20 protein-coding genes are annotated in these 21,026 nt (G+C 63.3%); 11 read left to right on the plus strand and 9 right to left on the minus strand.

Going from position 1 to position 21,026, the window contains the following annotated elements; genetic code table 11:
- Positions 1 to 14 precede the first annotated feature (14 nt).
- The 6 genes from fabG (at position 15) to gmk (ending at position 5,696) form a co-directional block, all read left to right on the plus strand.
- Entirely contained in the window at positions 15 to 752 is a 738-nt protein-coding gene (fabG, locus tag Q0S16_RS07275) for a 3-oxoacyl-[acyl-carrier-protein] reductase (RefSeq protein WP_295846520.1), read from the plus strand.
- 298 nt (positions 753 to 1,050) lie between these two features.
- Entirely contained in the window at positions 1,051 to 1,290 is a 240-nt protein-coding gene (locus Q0S16_RS07280; RefSeq protein WP_006020277.1) for an acyl carrier protein, read from the plus strand.
- A gap of 95 nt (positions 1,291 to 1,385) precedes the next feature.
- On the plus strand, positions 1,386 to 2,651 hold the full coding sequence (gene fabF, locus Q0S16_RS07285; protein WP_295846523.1) for a beta-ketoacyl-ACP synthase II: 1,266 nt from the start codon (positions 1,386 to 1,388) through the stop codon (positions 2,649 to 2,651).
- Positions 2,652 to 2,765: 114 nt separating this feature from the next.
- The gene (mltG, locus tag Q0S16_RS07290; RefSeq protein WP_295846525.1) at positions 2,766 to 4,034 is read left to right on the plus strand and encodes an endolytic transglycosylase MltG; all 1,269 of its coding nucleotides are present in this window, start codon (positions 2,766 to 2,768) and stop codon (positions 4,032 to 4,034) included.
- 121 nt (positions 4,035 to 4,155) lie between these two features.
- Positions 4,156 to 5,043 carry a YicC/YloC family endoribonuclease gene (locus Q0S16_RS07295; protein ID WP_295846528.1) on the plus strand — a complete coding sequence of 296 codons (888 nt, stop codon included), beginning with the start codon at positions 4,156 to 4,158 and terminating at the stop codon, positions 5,041 to 5,043.
- Positions 5,040 to 5,696, plus strand: coding sequence for a guanylate kinase (gene gmk, locus Q0S16_RS07300; protein ID WP_295846531.1), 657 nt, complete (start codon positions 5,040 to 5,042; stop codon positions 5,694 to 5,696). The genes Q0S16_RS07295 and gmk overlap by 4 nt, the downstream gene beginning before the upstream one ends.
- Positions 5,697 to 5,738: 42 nt before the next feature.
- Here gmk and Q0S16_RS07305 read toward each other — a convergent pair whose 3' ends face one another.
- From Q0S16_RS07305 to lptF, 8 genes are all read right to left on the minus strand, one after another.
- A complete protein-coding gene (locus Q0S16_RS07305) occupies positions 5,739 to 6,551 on the minus strand; it encodes a hypothetical protein (RefSeq protein WP_295846533.1) in 813 nt (270 codons plus the stop codon).
- A 157-nt stretch (positions 6,552 to 6,708) separates the two neighbouring features.
- A complete protein-coding gene (locus Q0S16_RS07310; protein ID WP_295846535.1) occupies positions 6,709 to 7,767 on the minus strand; it encodes an alcohol dehydrogenase in 1,059 nt (352 codons plus the stop codon).
- Positions 7,768 to 7,777: 10 nt separating this feature from the next.
- Positions 7,778 to 8,641, minus strand: coding sequence for a 16S rRNA (adenine(1518)-N(6)/adenine(1519)-N(6))-dimethyltransferase RsmA (gene rsmA / locus Q0S16_RS07315; protein ID WP_295846537.1), 864 nt, complete (start codon positions 8,639 to 8,641; stop codon positions 7,778 to 7,780).
- Positions 8,638 to 9,642, minus strand: coding sequence for a 4-hydroxythreonine-4-phosphate dehydrogenase PdxA (gene pdxA, locus Q0S16_RS07320; RefSeq protein ID WP_295846539.1), 1,005 nt, complete (start codon positions 9,640 to 9,642; stop codon positions 8,638 to 8,640). Before pdxA ends, rsmA begins: the two co-directional genes overlap by 4 nt.
- A 37-nt stretch (positions 9,643 to 9,679) precedes the next feature.
- A complete protein-coding gene (locus Q0S16_RS07325) occupies positions 9,680 to 10,612 on the minus strand; it encodes a SurA N-terminal domain-containing protein (protein ID WP_295846541.1) in 933 nt (310 codons plus the stop codon).
- A 115-nt stretch (positions 10,613 to 10,727) separates the two neighbouring features.
- Entirely contained in the window at positions 10,728 to 13,100 is a 2,373-nt protein-coding gene (locus Q0S16_RS07330; RefSeq protein ID WP_295846543.1) for an LPS-assembly protein LptD, read from the minus strand.
- Positions 13,101 to 13,220: 120 nt separating this feature from the next.
- A complete protein-coding gene (gene lptG, locus Q0S16_RS07335; protein WP_295846550.1) occupies positions 13,221 to 14,318 on the minus strand; it encodes an LPS export ABC transporter permease LptG in 1,098 nt (365 codons plus the stop codon).
- A complete protein-coding gene (lptF, locus tag Q0S16_RS07340; protein WP_295846552.1) occupies positions 14,315 to 15,493 on the minus strand; it encodes an LPS export ABC transporter permease LptF in 1,179 nt (392 codons plus the stop codon). Before lptF ends, lptG begins: the two co-directional genes overlap by 4 nt.
- A gap of 532 nt (positions 15,494 to 16,025) precedes the next feature.
- On the opposite strand from lptF, the gene Q0S16_RS07345 reads away from it, so the two are divergent.
- The 5 genes from Q0S16_RS07345 to Q0S16_RS07365 all read left to right on the plus strand — a co-directional run bounded on the left by Q0S16_RS07345 (position 16,026) and on the right by Q0S16_RS07365 (position 20,001).
- Positions 16,026 to 17,528, plus strand: coding sequence for a leucyl aminopeptidase (locus Q0S16_RS07345; protein WP_295846555.1), 1,503 nt, complete (start codon positions 16,026 to 16,028; stop codon positions 17,526 to 17,528).
- Between the two features lie 9 nt (positions 17,529 to 17,537).
- Complete coding sequence (locus Q0S16_RS07350; RefSeq protein ID WP_295846556.1) at positions 17,538 to 17,990, plus strand: DNA polymerase III subunit chi; 453 nt, start codon at positions 17,538 to 17,540, stop codon at positions 17,988 to 17,990.
- Positions 17,991 to 18,154: 164 nt separating this feature from the next.
- Entirely contained in the window at positions 18,155 to 18,682 is a 528-nt protein-coding gene (locus Q0S16_RS07355; protein WP_295846557.1) for a hypothetical protein, read from the plus strand.
- 237 nt (positions 18,683 to 18,919) lie between these two features.
- Positions 18,920 to 19,324, plus strand: a complete 405-nt coding sequence (locus tag Q0S16_RS07360) for a RidA family protein (protein ID WP_295846559.1) — start codon at positions 18,920 to 18,922, stop codon at positions 19,322 to 19,324.
- 350 nt (positions 19,325 to 19,674) lie between these two features.
- A complete protein-coding gene (locus Q0S16_RS07365) occupies positions 19,675 to 20,001 on the plus strand; it encodes a MarR family transcriptional regulator (RefSeq protein WP_295846561.1) in 327 nt (108 codons plus the stop codon).
- Positions 20,002 to 20,200: 199 nt separating this feature from the next.
- Here the strand turns inward: Q0S16_RS07365 and Q0S16_RS07370 are convergent.
- On the minus strand, positions 20,201 to 21,026 hold an 826-nt coding region (locus tag Q0S16_RS07370; protein WP_295846563.1), incomplete at its 5' end, for an ATP-binding cassette domain-containing protein.

Genomic DNA, 21,026 nt, shown 5'->3' on the forward strand with positions numbered 1-21,026 from the left:
ACAAAGGAAATAACATGTTTGATTTGACTGGCCGGACCGCATTGGTGACCGGCGCGACCGGTGGCATTGGCGGAGCGATCGCGGCGGCGCTGCATGCGCAGGGCGCCACGGTGGCCCTGTCCGGGACGCGACGCGAGGCGCTGGAGGCGCTGGCGGCCAAGCTCGGTGATCGCACTTACGTGCTGCCCTGCAACCTGTCCGATGCCGCCGAGGTCGAGGCTCTGGTGCCGTCGGCCGAAAAGGCAATGGGCCAGCTCGATATTCTGGTCAGCAATGCTGGCATTACCCGCGACAACCTGTTCGTCCAGCTCAAGGACGAGGACTGGGATGCCGTGATCAACGTCAACCTGACCGCGACTTTCCGGCTGGCGCGCGCCGCCACCAAGCTGATGATGCGCAAGCGGTTCGGCCGCATCATCGCCATCACATCGGTGGTTGGCGTGACCGGCAATCCGGGCCAGGGCAACTACACCGCCGCGAAGGCCGGGCTGATCGGCATGATCAAGACGCTCGGCGCCGAATATGCGAAGCGCAATGTCACCGCCAACTGCATCGCACCGGGCTTCATCGCCACGCCGATGACAGATGCGCTGAACGACAAGCAGCGCGAGACGATTCTGACCAAGGTCCCCGCCGGGCGCCTCGGCACCCCGGAAGATATTGCTGCGGCGGCGGTCTATCTCAGTTCAAACGAGGCGGCCTACGTCACCGGGCAGACAATTCACGTCAATGGCGGGATGGCCATGATTTGAGCGGCTGGGAACCCGCAACATCCTGATTTGATGGATGTTCGGCCGGACAGGGAGGCTGGTGGCCAAGGCTGGGGAAGTATGCTAACCGAACCTTCAGCGGCGGGGCGAAGAAGGCCATTGCAGGAATTTGAAACCCTGTATATTGGCGGGGGCGAGCCTGCCGTTTCGCGACGCTCCGTCCGGGACGACGGGGCAATCCAGATCACGCGCAACTGCGCAGGGTTCAAACGAGTTAACGCTCCACGATGGCTCGTATCGTCTACGGACGGGCCGAATGTAACAAGCACGAGGTTTTACGATGAGCGAGATTGGCGAGCGAGTTAAGAAGATCGTGGTCGAACACCTTGGTGTTGAACCCGAGAAGGTTGTCGATGCCGCGAGCTTTATTGATGATCTCGGCGCTGACAGTCTCGACACGGTTGAGCTTGTGATGGCATTCGAAGAAGAGTTCGGCTGCGAAATTCCGGACGATGCCGCGGAGACGATCCTGACCGTTGGCGATGCCACCAAGTTTCTCGAGAAAAACGCAAAAAGCTGACGCCTTCGCGCGACACATTTGAAGCCGGACGGATCGCTTGATGCGGTCCACCGGCTTCTTGCTGTGACGGGCAGGGTCGGCTGGAGGATTCGACGATGAGACGGGTGGTCGTCACAGGCCTTGGCATGGTGTCGCCCCTCGGTTGCGGCGTTGAGCCGACCTGGAAGCGCATTCTCAACGGCGAGAGCGGCGCCAAGCGAATCGACACTTTTGACGTGTCGGACCTGACTAGCCAGATTGCCTGCGTGATTCCGCGCGGCGACGGCACCGACGGCACGTTCAATCCCGATCACTGGATGGAGCCGAAAGACCAGCGCAAGGTCGACGATTTCATTATCTACGCGATGTGCGCCGCCAAACAGGCGCTCGATGACGCCAACTGGCACCCCAAGACCGAAGAAGAAAAATGCGCCACTGGCACCATGATCGGTTCCGGCATAGGTGGCCTGTCGGGGATTGCCGACACGGCGCTGCTCCTGAAGGAGCGCGGACCTCGCAAGGTTTCTCCGTTTTTCATTCCCGGTCGCCTGATCAATCTAGCCTCCGGCTATGTCTCGATCGCGCATGGCCTCAAGGGCCCCAATCATTCGGTTGTGACGGCTTGTTCGACCGGCGCGCATGCGATCGGTGACGCCAGTCGCTTGATCGCGCTCGGGGATGCCGACGTGATGGTCGCCGGCGGTACCGAATCGCCGATCAGCCGTCTGGCGATGGCTGGCTTCTGCGCCGCCCGCGCATTATCAACCGGCTTCAATGACGATCCGACGAGGGCGTCGCGCCCGTATGACAAAGACCGCGATGGCTTCGTAATGGGCGAGGGCGCTGGCGTCGTCGTGCTGGAAGAATACGAACACGCGAAAGCTCGCGGTGCCAGAATCCATGGCGAAATCGTCGGCTACGGCATGTCGGGCGATGCCTATCACATCACGTCACCCACGCCCGATGGCGATGGCGCTTTCCGTAGTATGAGCGCCGCCATGAAGCGCGCTGGCATTACCGCGGCCGACATCGATTACATCAACGCACACGGCACCTCGACGCCGCTTGGTGACGAGATTGAATTGGGCGCCGCGCTGCGGCTACTCGGCAATGCGGCGTCAAAAGTGTCGATGTCCTCGACCAAGTCGTCGATCGGGCATCTGCTTGGCGCGGCGGGTGCGGTAGAGGCCATCTTCTGTATTCTCGCCATCCGGGACAATGTGGCGCCGCCGACGATCAATCTTGAAAATCCGTCAATCGAGACGGCGATCGACCTGGTGCCGCTCAAACCGCGCAAGCGCGAGATCAACATCGCGTTGTCGAATTCGTTCGGATTTGGTGGTACCAATGCATCGTTGATCCTGCAGCGGCTCGCGAGCTAGCGAGACTTCACCGTTTCGCCGCATTCCGCGCTAATTCCTACTTCGGGCGTATGCTAATGGCGAGGTCCGGATTCGACCCGTCACGATTGAACCGACAGGATTCAGGTTATATCGATGAGTGAAAGGCCGCCCATTTCGCCCAGGAGTCCACGCGCCGCGCTGGAGCCCGAGCAGGTTCCGCCGCCGCCGAAGCGTTCCGATCATGCCCGCAATCCGCTGGTGATCGCCGGCAATGCCATCATTACGATCATCATCGTTGCCATGATCGGGGCCGGTGGCGTCTATGTCTATGGCCGTCAGGCGCTGAAGACGCCCGGACCGCTGGAAGAGGAAAAGATCGTCAACATTCCCGCCCGCGCGGGCAAGGGCGACATAGCCGAGACGCTGCTGCGCGAAGGCGTGATCGATGCCAATCGCTGGGTGTTTATCGGCAGCGTGTTCGCACTGCAGGCCAGCTCCGAGCTGAAGCCCGGCGAGTATTTGTTTCAGAAACACGCCAATCTGCGCGACGTGATCGGGACCATCGTCGAAGGCAAGGTGGTGCAACACTCCGTCACGATGCCGGAGGGCCTCACTTCCGAACAGATCGTCGGCCGCTTGACCGACAATGAACTGTTTGCCGGCTCGATCCGGGAGATGCCGCGCGAAGGCACGCTGCTGCCGGAGACGTATAAATTCCCGCGCGGTACCTCGCGCGACCAGGTGATCCAGCGTATGCAGCAGGCGCAGAAGCGCGTGCTGGCCGAAATCTGGGAGCGCCGTAACGCTGACATTCCGGTCAAGACGCCGGAGCAACTGGTGACGCTGGCGTCGATCGTCGAGAAGGAGACCGGTAAGGCCGATGAGCGCAGCCGCGTGGCGGCGGTGTTCGTTAACCGCCTGCGCCAGAAGATGAAGCTGCAGTCCGACCCGACGATCATCTATGGCATTGTCGGCGGCAAGGGCACGCTGGGCCGGCCCATCAAGCGCAGCGAGATTCAGCAACCTTCTCCCTACAACACCTATGTCGTCGAAGGCCTGCCTCCCGGACCGATTGCCAATCCGGGTCGCGCTTCGCTGGAGGCGACCGCCAATCCGGCGCGCACCCGCGACCTGTTCTTTGTGGCGGATGGTACCGGTGGCCACAGCTTCACCGAGACCTATGACGCACACCAGAAGAACGTGGCCCGGCTGCGGGCGATGGAGAAGGCGGTGCAGAACGACGCCGTCGAGCCGTCCGATGACGCGCCAGCGCCCGCTTCGGCCGCCGCCGTCCCCGCGGACGCCAATGCGGCGACCGGAACGGCAGCCAAGCCCGCTCCGGCCAAGCGCGCCCGCCCGGCGGCACCAGCCCGTCAGGGTGCCGCACAATCGTCCACCACGCCACCGGTGGTCCAGCAATAGGCGCCGTGTCGCGGTCAGCCGGCTGAATTCGGCCTTGAATTTCCCTCGGCCTGAAAAGGCCGTAACCTGAGCATGGTTCGCGGGTCGCGAATCTCACTCGTATTTCTGGAGACGTTCCGCGATGGCGCTGTCGAGCATGACCGGCTTTGCGCGAAGCCACGGTACCAGCGGGCCATATGCGTTCGAATGGGAATTGAAGTCCGTCAACGCCAAGGGCTTTGACCTTCGGATGCGGCTGCCGCCGGGCTGGGACGAACTCGAAACGATCGCCCGCAAGCGGGCCACCGAGGTGCTGTCGCGCGGCACCGTCTACGCCAACCTGACGGTGAAACGCGGCAACGCGCTTTCCACCATTCGCGTCAATGAGGAAGTGCTGAATTCGATCCTGCGAATCGCAGCCGACCTCGCCGGCAAGATCGACGCGGTGGCGCCAAGCGTTGACGGTCTGATGGCGATCAAGGGTGTCATCGAAGTGGTCGAGCCGGAGGCCGACGAGGCCGAGGACAAGGCTGCCAGGCTTGCCGTCGCCGCGGCCTTCGACGAAGCGCTGACCGCGCTGGTCGCGATGCGCAAGCGCGAGGGCACCACGCTCGGCGAAATTCTGTCGCAGCGCATGGCCGAGATCGAGACACTGGCAAACAAGGCCGAGGCGGCGCCGGGACGCAAGCCCGAGGCGATCCGCGCGCGGCTCGCCGAACAGATCGCCGCCTTGCTGGAATCGTCGGATCGATTCGATTCCGATCGCCTCAACCAGGAAGCGCTGATGATGGCGGCGAAGGCCGACATCCGCGAGGAGCTCGACCGCATCGCCTCGCATATCTCGCAAGCCCGCGAGATGATCGGCAAGGGTGGCCCGGTCGGCCGCCGGCTGGATTTCCTGGCGCAGGAGTTCAACCGCGAGGTCAACACCTGCTGCTCGAAATCCAACGATCTGGAATTGACCAATACCGGCCTCGAGATGAAGAACGTGGTCGAGCAGTTCCGCGAACAGGTTCAGAATCTCGAATGACGATTTCCAACAATCCTGTATTCGTAGGCGTCGAGCGGCGCGGATTGATGTTCGTGCTGTCGTCGCCGTCCGGCGCCGGCAAGACCACGCTGACGCGGATGCTGATCGACGAGATCCCGGATTTGCGGATGTCGGTGTCGGTCACGACGCGGCCGATGCGTCCCGGTGAAATAGAAGGGCGCGACTATTACTTCGTCGATCAGGCGCGGTTCGACGCGATGGTTGCCAGCGACGAATTGCTGGAATGGGCGCGGGTGTTCGATAATTGCTATGGTACGCCGCGCGGACCGGTCGAAACCGCGCTGTCGGCCGGGCACAATGTGCTGTTCGACATCGACTGGCAGGGTACGCAGCAATTGCGCGGGCGGGCGCCGAAGGATGTGGTCAGCGTCTTCATCCTGCCGCCCTCGGTGCAGGCACTGGAGCAGCGGCTGCATACCCGGGCGCAGGATTCTGACGAGGTGATCCGCGGTCGGATGAAAAAGGCCGGCGACGAGATGAGTCATTTCGACGCCTATGATTATATCGTCATCAACGACAATATCGGCATCGCCTTCGAGGCGGTGAAATCGATCCTGCGCGCCGAGCAACTGAAGCTGGAACGCCAGGTCGGCGTCACCGCCTTCGTGCAAAAGCTGCGGCAGCAGCTTTAGGCCTGACGCAGTTTGCGATCATGTCCCGGACGATATTAACTGTCAGGCGAGCGGGCGCCGCGGTGAACTGGCCAGCAACTCCTCGACCTCGCGGCCGAGATTGCGGGTCTCCTGAATCTCACGGGCGATCCGCACCCATTTCATCGTGGGGTCGGGGGGAGGTTCGGCGACCGGAGATATCTCTGTATTGTCATCCTCGTTCCAGTCCATCCGAAACGGCTCGCGGATTTTGTCGCCCTCGATCTGTCGGGCGCGGCGCCGCCGCATGATGACGGCAATGGCGGTGCCGCCAAACGCCAGCGCACCGGCCAGCAGGGCCATCAATATCCAGGAATAGCCGTCTTCCGGCTCGTCTACCGGCTCTGTTGGCTGCTGTGCCTCGACCACCGGCGCCGAAGTGGCGACAGGGCCGGGGTCGCCGCGATCGGCCCAGCGCGCGGCCATTACCCATTCGTCGGCGGCGGGCGGCGCCGCTGCCGCGACCAGGGTCGGTGCCGACGCCGGCGCCGGAAGCGCCGCGGGCATCGCGGCGCTGGCACGATCAGGTGCCGCGTCGAAAATCTCAGCTCGCGCGTTTGCGATTGATTTCGGCAGAGTTGGCGACGTACGAGGTTTGACCGAGCGTGCGACGGAGGCGGTCTTGCGTTCTGCGCCCTCGCGCTGATCGCTGATATACCAGCATTTGCGCTTGGTGGCGCGGTCGCTGCGATAGTACCAGTGCCCGCCGCCCGGGGCATCGGCCTTTGGCGCCGTCAGACATTCGTCGGCGGCGGTACTCTTGGTAATTGTCGTCAGCGAGACAGCCACCATCGCACTGATGATGACGGCCGAAATTGTCGCGGCCCGGTTAGCCATACGAATCCCCGATGATGAGTTGGGCGACTCTTGCCCGGGGGGACGATCGGCTGCGATCTGGGTCGCAATGAGCCGCAATTTCGCGCGGCGTGGGGCAAAATTCGGACGCGCCTTGGCAGCGTCAGAATTTCGCCCGGCGCCGTCATCGGGCGTGGTGTCAGTTGGCGAGCACGACGCGGCCGACGACCTTGCCAGCACGCAACTCCTCGATCCACTTCTGCGCCTCGGCCATCGGCTCTTCCTTCATCGGGGTCGGCTTGATCTTGCCGGCGCGGGCGAGATCCATCAACTCGCGCGCTTCCGCCAGCGTGCCGACCATGAAGCCCTCGATCGTCATGCGCTTGTAGATCCACTGCACCATGGGCAGCGAGAAGTTGCCGCCCATCAGGCCGGACACAACAATCTTGCCGCCGCGTGCCACGGTCGACACCGCGAAACCCATCGACTTGTCGTTGCCGGCAAAATCGACGACGCCGTCAAAGCCGCCGTCGTTCTCTTTCACCATGCGCTTGGCGACATCGGGTTCGGCGGGATCATAAGCGAAGGCGGCGCCGTTCTTCAGCGCGGCCTCGCGCGCCGCCGGGTTGAGGTCGGCGACCGAGATCGGCTGCTTGAACATGGCCTGCGCGAAAGCCAGCCCCATCATGCCGACGCCGCCGAGGCCGATCAGCAGCAGGTTGCGTTGCCGTGGCCGATCGATCAGCCGCTTCAGCGCGCCATAGGCGGTGACGCCCGAGCACATCAGCGTGGCCGCCATGTTGACCAGCAGCGGATCGTAGTCGAGCAGGTATTTGCTGTCCGGCACCAACACGTGGCTGGCGAAGCCGCCATCCAGCGCGACGCCGAGATAGCGGTTGCGGGCGCAGAGATTTTCGTCGCCGGCGAGGCAGTCGCGGCACTTGCCGCAGCCGATCCAGGGGAAGACGGCGACTTTTCTGCCGATCAGATCGCGGGAGGCATCGGGGCCGACTTCGTCGACGACGCCGGCGATCTCGTGGCCGAGCGTGAAGGGCAGGGACATGCCGCGGGTGGTATCAAGCCTGTTGCCGCCGCCGAGATCGGCATAGCCGTCCTGGATGTGCAGATCGGAATGGCACAGGCCGCAGCGCTCGACGCGGACGAGAACTTCGTGGCCCTGCGGCTTCGGGGTGTCGACGATGGTCTCGCACAATGGCGCGTCGAACTTGACCAGCGATTGCCTGCGCATCAACGGCATTTTCTTCTCCCTATGGCTCGTTTTTTGGCTTTCGTATATCGGCTAATTCACGCGCCATGGCAACAAAGCCCGAGACCGGAACGGTCTCCGCGCGACGCGTCGCTTCGACGCCGGCCGCGGCCGACAGCCGTTCCGGATCGGCGCCAAGCGCCTTCAGGCTTTGTCGCAGCATCTTGCGGCGCTGGCCGAAGGCGGCGGCGGCGACCTGTTCGAGCATCCGGCGGTCGCATGGTTCGGGTGTTGCTCGGGGGACAAAGCGCACCACCGAGGATGTCACCTTCGGCGCGGGCACAAAAGCGGTCGGCGGAATATCGAACAGGATGCGGGTCTCCGCGCGCCAGTTGGCGAGCACACCGAGCCGGCCATAGGCCTCGTCGTCCTCGCGCGCCACGATCCGTTCGGCGACCTCGCGCTGAAACATCAACACCATCATGTCGTACCACGGCGGCCATGGTTCGGTGCACAGCCAGTCGATCAGCAGCGGCGTGGCGATGTTGTAGGGCAAGTTTGCGACGATCTTGGCGCGTTCGCCGTTGAGCAGCGGCCGCGGGTCGAAGGTCAGCGCGTCACCGATCACGATCTCCAGCCGGCCAGGATAATGCGCCGCGATCTGCTGCAGCGCGCCGAGCGCGCGTTCGTCACGCTCTACCGCGATGACACGGCCGGCTCCCATGGCGAGCAGCGCGCGGGTCAGGCCGCCGGGACCAGGACCGATCTCGACAATGGTGGCGCCCTCCAGCGGACCGGCGGCGCGGGCGATCTTGGCGGTGAGGTTGAGGTCGAGCAGGAAATTCTGGCCAAGCGACTTTCGCGCTGAGAGATCGAAGCTCTGGATCACCTCGCGTAGCGGCGGCAGGTCGTCGATGCCGCTCATGACGGCTGTGTCCCGGCCATGCGCGCGGCCAGCTTCAGCGCCGCGATCAGGCTGGAGGGATTGGCGCGGCCGGTGCCGGCGATGTCGAAGGCGGTGCCGTGGTCGGGCGAGGTGCGAATGAAGGGCAGGCCGAGCGTGACGTTGACGCCGTCATCGAAGGCGATGGTCTTGATCGGGATCAGCGCCTGGTCGTGATACATGCAGATCGCGCAGTCGTATGTTTCGCGCGCCGCCGGATGAAACATGGTGTCGGCCGGCAGCGGGCCGCGCACGTCGATGCCCTCGTTGCGCAGCACCGTGATCGCCTGCGCGATAATGGTCTGCTCCTCGTCGCCGAGCGCACCGTCTTCGCCGGCATGCGGATTGAGGCCGGAGATCGCCAACCGCGGCCGGCGCAGCCCGAACCGAGCCTTTAGCTCGGCGACGACGATCCGCGCGGTGGCGGTGATCAACTGGCTGGTCAGTTGCTCGATGGCGTCGCGCAGCGAGACGTGGATGGTCACAGGTACCACCGCCAGCGTCGGCGACCACAGCAGCATCACCGGCATCGGTGTCTTGCCGTCGCGGGCGGCGAGTTCGGCGAGAAATTCGGTATGGCCGGGATGGCTGAAACCGGCGCGATACAGCACGTGCTTGGCGATCGGGTTGGTGACCACCGCACTGGCACGGCCCGCCTCGACATCGGCGACGGCCTGCCGGATCGAGGCGATCGCCGCGGGGGCGCTGGAGGCGTCAGGACGGCCGGGTTGCGCCGTGACGGCATCGCCTGTCGAGACGACCGGCAGCGCATCAGCGAAGGCCGCAGCGGCTGTGGCCGGCGTTGCGTCGACGATCGCCAGGTCATGGCCGAGCATCCTGGCGCGGGCGGCGATAAAGTCGCGGTCGCCGAGCAGATAGAACGGTGGCAGGTCGTGTTCGCGCCGCCGCAGCCATGCGGCGATAGCGACGTCCGGGCCGATGCCGGCCGGTTCGCCCAATGTCAGCGCGAGAGGTTGTGCCATGCTGCCGCCTTAAGCCGGTCGCGGCCTAAGCCGGTGATTATTGCTGCCGATATTCGATCATCGACGCTTTGCGGATTTCCTGCAGGTAGGATTTCGACTTGGCGTCAAATTTTTCCGCAAACATCTTGTCGCGGACTTCGCGCTTCTTGGGGGTGTCCACCTTGGTCGGCTTGCGCGAACACAGCGCCACCATTTCGATGCCCTGACGGGTGGCTTCCGGCGGCGTCAGCGAGCCGATCGGCGTCTTGTCGAGTAGGTCGCGCAGCGTCGGCGGCAGGTCGGCCGAGGTCTTGACGACGGTGTCGCGGATGGTCGCGTTCTGCATCGACTTGAAGGTGCGGTTGGCCTCATCGCAGCTCTGGATCCGGCCGCGCAAGCCTTCGGCTTCCTTGGCCCGGGCTTCCATGGTGCCGGCCGGCGCGCCGCGCGGCACCACCAGCACCACCGGGCGCATCTGGTATTCGAAGGCTTCGGTGGTGGCATCGCCCCCGGCGCCCTGCACGGCGTTGTCGACTTCCTTTTCGCCGACCTGCAGGCTCTGCTTGAAACGGCCGCGGACGATCGCGTTCCAGACCATGTCGGCCTTCAGGCGGCTCTTCAGCGTGTTTGGTCGGATGCCCTTGGTGGCCAGCGACTGCACCAGTTGCTCGGGCGTCAGGCGCATCCGTGAACTCATGTTCTGGAACGCGCCATCGACCTCGGAGGCGGCGGGATCGACGCTGTATTTCTTGCCTTCCCGGATCTTCACCTTCTCGTTGATCAACTCGTCGATCACTTCCTGGCGACTGGGAGATTTCTGGGACGACAGAACGGTCAGCTTGGTGCGCTGCTCGATGTCGTAATTGGTGATCGGTTCGCCATTGACCATGACGGCCACGCCCTGCGCCTGCGACGCCGAGGCGCCGCCGAGCAGGATCATCGCGGCGGTCAGGATGGCGCCGGTGGTGCGCCGGAAGGTGAAGGTGCTCATGTCAGACTGCCGTATCAGCTTTCTTGAAACCCGTGTTTCAATACGCCGCGGCGGGACATCACGCCCCGGCACGGTTCCGCCTGTGGCTCACAACCACTACGGCGCAGAACTAAGGCTACTGAATGGCACCGTTGGCGCCCGCAGCCGTCGAGTTGCCGAGCGTCCGCAGCCCGATCTGCAACATCACGGAATGGCTCAACACCGGCGGCGTGGCCAGGTTCGAGACGTAATTATACGACGTGACGTAATTTACGCCCATGATGAAGCAGTCGTCCACATAGCCGGCACCGACGGTGTACTGGTTGATCTTGTTGGCTTCAAGATCCCAACGCGCGGCGCCCGTTACGACCCAGTTCGAGGCTACCTTGATCGAACCGCTGCCGAGCAGGCCCTCGCGGCGCGTTAAATAGCCCAGATCCAGCTGTGGCGCATAATTGCCGTACATCAGGCTGACCGACCAGCGGTCGAAGCTGGCGCGGCCTTCGGCCTCGAAGCGCGAAACATTCATGGAGGCTTCGTCGAAGCGGGCGCGGGTGCTGAAGGTGTAGGTCCGGTTCGGCGAATAATTGACGCGGGCGACATAGTCCGACCGCGACGTTGCGAGGCCGGAATCAACCCCGGTGTTGGTGACGTCATGGACGGCGAAGGAGTTCATGCCGAACAGCTGGTAGGACTGGCCGAACAGCATGCTGACTGAACCGCCGCGGTCGAACTGGGTGGTCGCCTGAACGCCGACATTGGCGCGACTGCCGCCTTCGACACGGTCATAGCCGGAGAACTTGTCGACGCTGAACAGGTTGCTGGCGTCGAAATTCATGCTTTGCGCGTCTTCGTTCGGCAGCTTGCCGGCATAGGTCTCATTCGGGCGAATGATGACCTGGGCGATCGGCTCGAGCGTCGTGGTTCCCCACGGCTGGACGTTGATGAACGGGTAGCGATATTCCAGGCCGACCGTCGGCATCACCCGCAGCGCCTGGGTGTCGCCGACCGGCAGGAAGTTGGAGACGCCGGGCTGGTTCGAAATCGACGAGTTGATGGCGTCAACCCGCATGATCGCGAACGGCGTGAAGATCTGGCCCATCGGGTCGGTAAAGGACCGGCGCCATTCCGCTTCCGCCGTGAAGCGGGTGTAGGTGCCGGGCATGCCGCGCAGCAGACAATTGGCGGGAGTGCGTGCCAGTGGATCTGCCGAGGTCGTGTTGCACAGCGAATTGGCGGTCCCGAGCGTCGAGATTGAATTGAAATCAGCGGTGTCACGGCTCAGGCTGGTGAAGTTGGTCTTGTAGCTCAGCTCGCCGCCGAGAATGTTGTTCCTGACGACGTTGGCGTAATCGACCACCGGCAGCACGACGGGCACCGAGCTCTGGGAGCCGGAGAAGCTCAGATAATAGATCGTCCGCGCATCGAAGAAGCTGCGATCGCCGACGCCGGTCAGATAGAGCTGTGAGATCGCCTCGGTCTGCAGGTTCAGGAACGAGGCGTAGGGGTCCTTGTACATCGACAGGCGGTAGTCCTGCAGGAAGGTGTAGTCGCTCAGCGCGACGGCATCCCAGCCCCAGACCCACTTGTCGTTGAGCGCGAACTGGCCCTTGGATTCGACGCCGCCGCGGAAGGCCTTGTCGCCAACAGTGTTGGCATAGGCGCCGGGGTCCTGCTGGTTGATGCCATAGGCGCGGATCTGGTAGGCGCCGTCCATTAGACGCTGCCGGAATTCGCCCTGCATCAGCAGGCCTTGGCGGGTGGTGTAGCGCGGCGAAATGGTGGCGTCGTAGTCGGGCGCGATCGCCCAATAGAACGGCGTCTCGATGCCGAAACCGTTATTGGTGACCGAGGTGACGCCGGGCATCAGGAAGCCGGTCTTGCGCTTCACGGTCGGGTCAGGCGTCGAGAAATAGGGCAGATAGGCCATCGGCACGCCGAAGAATTCGAGGCGCGCGTCCTCGAAATACATCATCTTTTCGGTCTGGTCGTGGATGATGCGGGCACCCTTGACCTGCCACAGCGGCGGCTTCTTCGGATCGTCCTTGCAGGCGGCGCAGGCGGTGTACACGCCGTTCTGGAACACGGTGTAGTTGCCGGCATTGCGCTCGGCACGGGTCGCCGCCATCCGGGTCGAATCGGCGGTGTCGACGCGCAGCGAATCGACGAAGCCGTCGCGGTAGTCGTCGCTGAGATCGAGCAGATTGGCATAGGTGATCTTGCCGTCGGCGTCCGTCATCCGGACATTGCCTTCGGCGTGGAGGCGCTTGGTCTTCTGGTCGTAGATCACCTTGTCGGCTTCGACCGTCGTTCCATTATAGAACATCTGCACGCTGCCAACCGCGGCCACGCGAGAATTGTTGTAATCGTAATTGACCTCGACAGCCTGCACCAGCATCTGCCCGGTCTGGGCGGCGGGAGCCGGTTTCGGGCGCGTATGAGGTGGGTTGTAGGTGAAGCCCTGCGCGGCAGCCGGGGTCGTGGCCACACCGCTCAACGCGGTAGCCATTCCCAGAGCGATCGCGACAAAGGGACCTACGGCTGCGCACGTGCAGGATCGACCGCCGCGCATGGTCATGCGTGGCTTCTTCCCGGGCGCTCGTCCTTGGAGGGCGGCGAACACTGCCAACTACCCATCCTCCAGGTACAACAAGGCCAAAAAGCCGGTCAGGCCGCCCACACACACAGGCAGCCACGCCGCAGCAATCGGATGCATCAACTCAGCCTTGCTCAAATCTTCCGTAACTTTCGATAAAACGTAGAGCAGAAAGCCTGCCCCGACGCCACTCAAAACCATTTTCTGGACGCCGCCCATCCGGAAGAACCGCAGACTGACCGACGCCGCCAGCATCACCATTGCGACCAGCAAAAATGGCTGTGCAATGAGCTTGTGATACTGAAGTCGGTACCCCGCGGTTGCAAATCCAGAACTTTCGGATGACCTGATATACGAAGGAAGTTGCCAAAATGACACTGTTTCGGGGGTCGAGAAGCTGTTTCGGACCTGGGCAGAGGTCAAAGAAGTGGCCAGATACATGCTGTCCTGCTCCACCACAGGCGAATCGAGGGAATAGCGGCGTACCGACTTGAACAGCCAGCGGCCGGGCTCCAGCAGCGCCTCACGGGCCTCGATACGCTCCTTGAATTGCGAATTGGTGTCGAACCGGAACACGCTCAGCCCGGTCAGACGGAGGCCCTGCTGCTCGCTGCGGGCGGCATTGATGATCGCCTGGCCCTCGCTGTTGGCCTGGTTGATCCAGAACCCGGCCGCGTCCTGGACGCCGCCGCCCGAGGCGTCGCCAAACATCTCGGCTTCCATCTGTTTCGACAGCTCGCGCAGGTTGGCCGACATCGGGTTGTAGGCCACCGTCGCCAGCACGCCGAGGATCAGCGCACTGGCCAGCGCCGGCGCGATGAACTGCCAGGCCGAGACGCCGGCGGCGCGCGCCACCACCAGTTCCAGCCGTCGCGACAGTGCGAGGTAGCAGGTCATGGCGCCGATCAGGATGCAGAACGGCATCATCTTTTCGAGCAGCTGCGGCACCCGGTACAGCGAGGTCTGCGCCACGGTGATCGCGGATACCGAAGCGAGGCCCGAGGTCCGGCGCACCATTTCGATGTAATCGACCAGCACCAGCAGCATGAAGATGCTGGCGAAAACGCCGACCGCGGCGGTCAGGAAGCGGCCCGCGAAATACCGCCCGATGGTGTTGGTGATCATGTTCATGTCGCCACCGGCGGCTTGCCGAAGCGGGCCAGCCGCAGCAGGCGCGCATTGGAGCGGTTGATGGCCTCCATCAACCCCGCTGGCGGTTCGATGACGATCCCGCCTGCGATAATCCAGAAGCTGACGCCGATGGTCGAAGCCAGCATCAGATATTGCAGCAGCGCGGCATAATCCGACTTCGCGGCCATCACCGAGCAGGCAAAGCCGGCCATGCGCAGGCCAAAGACGGCGGCAATCGCGCTGCCGATCGAGAAGTTGCGGCTTTGCCGCGTGGTGCGCGGCGAGCCGAGAAAGGCGAAAGTGAGCGCCGCGAACGCCAGCGGGTAGATCGGCGCCATGAAGCGGTCATGCAGCTCCGCGTTCAACTGGCGCGGCATCTGCAAATAGATCGGATCGTCGGGCGGCGGCGACATCAATTCCCACAAATAGCGTTCGCGGATGCCATAGGTGACATCCTTGCTGCGGTTGGAGAATTTCGACATGTCGAAGGCGTAGCGGCCAAAGGCGACCATGGCGGGATCGTTCTTGCCGATCTCGAAGCGCTGCAGATTGCCGTCCTCGAGAATCAGGAATGAGCCGTCATCGTTCTTCAGTACCGTGCCGTGATCGGCGATGATGGTGACGCGTTCCTTGGGATCGCGGCGGTCATCGACGAAGATGCCGACCAGCAGCCCGCCGGGCTGCCGTTCCTTGATGCGGATGGTCAGATTCTGATCGAGCTGGGCGAAGCGTCCTGGCTGCAGAATATTGGTCAGCACGTCGGCGGTGATCTCGGCGTCCCAGCGCTTCAGCCGGCGCATGCCGTCCGGGGCCAGGTACGAGCCGATAAAGCCGACGAGCAGCGCCACCACCCCGGTCGCGAACAAGAACGGCCGGAACAGCCGCAGCGGCGACAGGCCGGCGGCGTTCATCACGATGATTTCCGAATCGGTCGCGAGCTTGGTGAGGGTGTGCGACACCGCGATCATCAGCGCGATCGGCGCGATGATCAGCACCAGCACCGGAATCGCGAGGCTGGTGACGCCGAGAAAGGTCAGAATGGTCTGCCCCTGGCTCGTCATCAGATCGATCCCGCGTAACGCCTGCGTGATCCAGATCACGCCCGTCAGGCTGACCAGGACCAGCGCAAACGACGCCAGCGTCGTGCGGAAGATATATCTGTCGATCGACCCCATCGGTCCGAATAATCCCATCCCCGACCTGCAAGTCGCCGGCGTGTCCATCCCGATGCGGGATCCCCATGGCCACGCCGCCGTCTTCAGGCGCTATACCTATCTCATTTACCATCTCTTTGATTGGTCAACAAAATGGCCGGGCGATGTCCCGCCGCCGGTTGTGGTTAATATTGGGCTGATGTGGTTCTGGGGCCACCAAAACCGGGCCATTTCGCAATCCGCCGGTAGCGGGTACAGCCAAGGAACGCAGACATTCGCGGCGGCCATGGCCGGACGGGATGACGAGACACAAGGCGAAACATTAAAGGGCGCCGATTGGCCCGCGCAACGCGGAGCGGCCCCGGTCGATTCGGGACGGTTGTTCGGCGATATACGACCATAACACGACAAAACTACCCAGGTGACGGCGTTCCACGCCGCGCCGGCCTTGACGGCTCCCGCTGTGGCGACAACAAAACACCTGACCCCGCCGCACTGACCGGTTTCTCGCCCGCCCCTGCGACAGCCTATATTTATTTTGGAGGATTTCCCCATGTCCGACGCCGTCAAGGTCGGTTTCGTTCCATTTTCCACTGCAGCCCGTGGTATGCTGGTGGTGTTTTGCGACGATACGCTAAAATTCGGCGCCGCCACCGCCAAGGCATTGGGCGATGCCGCCGCGACGGTCAAAAAGGCCGCCGCGACCAGCCAGTTCAAGGGCAAGAGCGCCTCGACGCTCGATCTGCTGGCGCCGGAAGGCCTCAAGGCCTCCCGCCTGCTCGTGATTGGCACTGGCAAGGTCGAGGAGCTCAAGGACAGCGACCTGCTGAAATTCGGCGGCGTGCTGGCGGGAAAAATTCGCGCCGGTATCGACGCCGTCACCGTGGTGGCTGAACTGCCGTCCGGCGCGATGGCGCCGGAGCAGGCGGCCTCGATTGCGTCGGGCGTGCTGCTGCGCGCCTACAAGTTCGATCGTTACAAGACGAAGAAGAAGGATGGCGAGGATGATTCCGTCAGCGCCGCCGTGTCTTTCGCCGTCGGCGATGTCGCCGCCGCGAAGAAGGCGTTTGCGCCGAACAACCACATTGTCGACGGCGTGATCCTGGCGCGCGAACTGGTCAACGAGCCGCCAAACGTGCTGTTTCCCGTCGAATTCGCGCGTCGCGCCTCTGAATTGAAGAAGCTCGGCGTGGTCGTTGAAGTGCTCGACGTCAAGGCGATGACCAAGCTCGGCATGGGCGCGCTGCTCGGTGTCTCGCAGGGCTCGGTGCAGCCCGGTCGGATGGTGATCATGCGCTGGGACGGCGGCAAGAAGGGGGAGCAGCCGGTCGCCTTTGTCGGCAAGGGCGTCACCTTCGACACCGGCGGCATCTCGATCAAGGGCGCAGGCTCCATGGAGGACATGAAGGGTGATATGGGCGGCGCCGCCTGCGTCGTCGGCCTGATGCACGCGCTGGCTGGCCGCAAGGCCAAGATCAATGTCGTCGGCGCGATCGGCCTGGTCGAGAACATGCCCGACGGCAACGCGCAGCGACCAGGCGACATCGTCACCTCGATGTCGGGCCAGACTATCGAGATCATCAATACCGATGCCGAAGGGCGGCTCGTGCTCGCCGACGTGCTCTGGTACGTCAAAGAGACTTTCAAGCCGAAATTCATGATCGATCTGGCCACGCTCACCGGTGCCATCATGGTGGCGCTCGGCACCGAACATGCCGGCCTGTTCTCGAATAATGACGAATTGTCGGAGCGGCTATATGCGGTCGGGCAGGCCACCGGCGAGAAGGTCTGGCGGATGCCGATGGGACCGGAATACGACAAGCTGATGGATTCGCAGTTTGCCGACATGAAAAATGCCGGTGCCCGCCATGGCGGATCGATCACCGCCGCCCAGTTCCTGCAGCGCTTTGTCGGCGATACGCCCTGGGCGCATCTCGATATCGCCGGCACCGCGATGGGCGCGCCGAAGACCGAGATCAACCACAGTTGGGCTTCGGGTTATGGCGTCCGGCTGCTGGAGCGGCTGGTCGCGGACTATTACGAACCCAGGAAGTAACGCGACGCGATGACCGAGGTCCTGTTCTACCATCTGCAGAACATGACGCTGGAAAGCGTGCTGCCGCCGCTGCTCGAGAAATCGCTCGAGCGCGGCTGGCGGGTGGTGGTGCAGTCGACGTCGGAAGAACGCGTCGACGCGCTCGACGCGCATCTGTGGACCTACCGCGAGGATTCATTTCTTCCACACGCCTGCTGGCGTGTGGAAGACGTCGCCGAGCAGCCAATCGTGCTGGCGACGGAGGACGGCAATCCGAATCGGGCCCAGGTCCGGTTTCTGGTGGACAATGCGACCCTGCCGCCGGACGCGGAGAGCTACGAGCGCGTCGTCATGGTGTTCAACGGCGATGACGGCGAGGCGCTGGCAGTTGCCCGTGCCGCCTGGACCGACAGCAAGTCACGTGGTTTTTCCGTGACTTACTGGCAGACGGATGAACGTGGCCGGTGGCAGCGTAAAAATTAGCGGCGCAGTGGCGATCACCGGTAATTAATGATAATCCTAGCTTTCCATGGGGCGATTTGGTGGTCAGCCACGCTGGCGCCGCAAATAGATGTTGGTACAGACGCTTAGCTGTCTGAGTGGGAATAGAGTTGATCGTGCGACAACACAGATTCTATCGAACGGGAATGCTCGCACTGGTGTTGGCCACGCCATTGTTGGCGGGTTGCTCGGGCGTTGGCAGCGAGATGTTTTCGTCGGATCTGCTGTCGAAGGACGCTGACTGGTTCTCGAAGCCGGGCCGGGTGTTCATCAAGAACGTGTCCATCGAGACACCGCCGCTGTCGCCTGAAAAGGCGGTGGGCCCCGAGGATCTGATCAGCGCCGACGGGCAGTGCCCTGGCATGGCGCCGCGCGATGCCAATGCGCTTGCGGACGGTACCGCGGGCGCGCCGAGCAATTCGGGCGTTGTTGCGCTTGGCCATACCGAATGTGACGTGGCGCGCGGCGCCGGTGCGCCTGACAATGTCAGCCTGTCGAACAATCCGCGCGGCGACCGTGTCGCGGTGCTGACCTATTCGCGCGGTGCCCGTGCCGGCATTTACACCTTCACGGCCGGCCGCTTGACCGTTGTCGAGCGCGGACCGGATCCGGTGGCGGAACCGAAGGCCGCTCGGCCCAAGGCAAAGAAGCGCGCGCAGGCCCAGCAGGGCTGACCCTCGAAATCCAGATTGACGCCAAGGGTGGTGCGCAAGCCATGCGCGACCCGCGGCCGTCAGGCGCGACACCGGCTCACGCTCCTGCACCACCCAGCCGAGTTCGAGACAGCGGCGCGAGAGGACCGCGCGCCGTCAGCAGGCAATGATGGTAACGCAATGATAGTTCGGTATCGGCCGAACCATCGACGCTCGCTTCCCGGTTAGCTTCCTCGCGTCATCAGCAGAGAGAGCGCCATGCAAAGACTTCGCGTCGATCCAATTTCAGGCTATCTGGAGCGCTACCGCAACGGTCCTGCGACCTATCCCGTGGTGGTGGTCAATGGCTTTGTGTACTTGTCCGGCCTGCCGCCGTTCGACCCGGAGACCGGCGACATCAAGCCAATGCCGTTCGAGCGGCAAGCCGAAATAGTGCTCCAGCAAATGAAGACATGCCTGGAGGCTGCGGGGTCGTCGCTGGCCGACGTGATCAAATGCAACGTCTATTGCACGCCGAATCCGTCGCATTTCGCCCGCTTCAACACCGTCTATGACCGCGTCTTTGCGAATGGTCAGCCGCCACGCATCTTCATGCATGTGCCGTCCTGGCCCGGGCCGTTCGATGTCGAGGTCGATTGCGTGGCAGTGGTTGGATCGGTGTGATCGTTGCGATGCCTTTTGCAGCCTTGGAAGAATGCGCAAGGTGCCCATATCTGCTGAGCGAAATATGCCGCACCGCGTCCGTGAAGGAACATCTCCAAGAATTGCCGGCGCAACCGCCTTCAGTGGCTGCGCCGGCAAGCGTTGCGGGGAGCCACCACGGCGGGGAAGCTCGCCCCAAGAATTCCGATGCAATCATTGGTGCGGCCAGCCGTGTCGTAAAAGGCCATTGCAAGGCTTCTGTCATCAGAGGGGGAGGACGAGGCGGTCGCTGGGGCGAAAGCGCGCAGCGATGAGCGCGAGCGCAAGGCACAACCCCGCCATCAGCCACCAGGCGGGGGGAGGTCCGCCAGATGCTGGCGCAGCATTCCAGCAGCCAGCGGCAGAGCGGCCGCACCGCGCTCTATGAGGCGGCGATGATTTCATCGGGGGGCATCACCATCCGCATCGACCGACTGGAGAATGCCGGACTGGTCGGGCGCAGGCCCAACCCGGCGGATAAACGGGTAACGTTGGTGGCGCTTATGGCCGATGGTCTGGCGTTGATCGACCGCACGGTAGCGGCTCACATCGCAAATCAGCAGCGCCTCGTCAGTGGCCTGGATGCGCAGGAGCGAGCTCAGCTCGCCGCGCTCCTCGGCAAACTGATCCGATCGCAGCAGAACGCTGGCGGCGTTTGATGGCTATGGCGTAAACGCAGTCCTCATGATTATCGGGCGTGGCTCGCCAGCCCTGCCGATCGCACGCCGTGGGGCGATTGACGCATGAGGTTTCGCGGACACAACGCGAGCCGTAACCAGTCTCAGGTCGATTCAAGCCGCCAATCTGTATCGATCTCGACAACGAGCCGACCGTTGAAACTCGAACGCGGCCTATCGGTCAGCTGTTCTCGTACTGCGTGCTCACCGCGAGCCACGTCTCTTCGGCACGCGCAAGTGCGGCGGCGGCGCCGGAGCGGGCCTTGCTGAGCTGGGCGGCCTGCTTGGGGTCTTTCTTGAACAGGCCCGGCGTCGCCAGCGCCAGATCGATCTTGGCGATGATGCCGGTGATGCGGGCCATTTCGGTTTCGGCTTCGGCGACGCGCTGCTTCAGCGGCAGCTTCTTTTCCTTGATCTTCGGCGCGCCCTTTTCCTTGCCGTTGCCCTTTTCGGCGGTGGCAGCACGATCCCGCGAGCTGGCGCGCATGCCACGCTGCTGCATCACGATGCGGCGGTAATCGTTGAGGTCGCCGTCGAAATTGGTGACGGTCTTGTCGGCGACGATCCACAGCTGGTCGGCGCAGGCCTCGATCAGATAGCGGTCATGCGACACCATGATCACGGCGCCGGGATATTCGTTGATCGCCTCGGCCAGCGCCGCGCGGCTGTCGATGTCGAGATGGTTGGTCGGCTCGTCAAGGATGATCATGTTGGGACCGAAGAAGGTCGCGAGGCCGAGCAGAAGGCGTGCCTTCTCGCCGCCGGACAGGCTGCTGACTTTGGTGTCGCCTGCCTTGCCGGAGAACCCGATGCTGCCCACGCGGGCGCGCACCTTGCTCTCATGGGCGTCCGGCATCAGCTTGCGGACGTGATCGTAGGGCGAAGCGTCGAGATTGAGTTCGTCGACCTGATGCTGCGCGAAATATCCGACCGAGAGCTTGTCCGCGCGGGTGACCTGGCCGGAGAACGGCGGCAGCTTGCCCGCCAGCAGCTTGACCAGCGTCGAC

Source organism: Tardiphaga sp., from assembly GCF_025356345.1.
GTDB lineage: Bacteria > Pseudomonadota > Alphaproteobacteria > Rhizobiales > Xanthobacteraceae > Tardiphaga.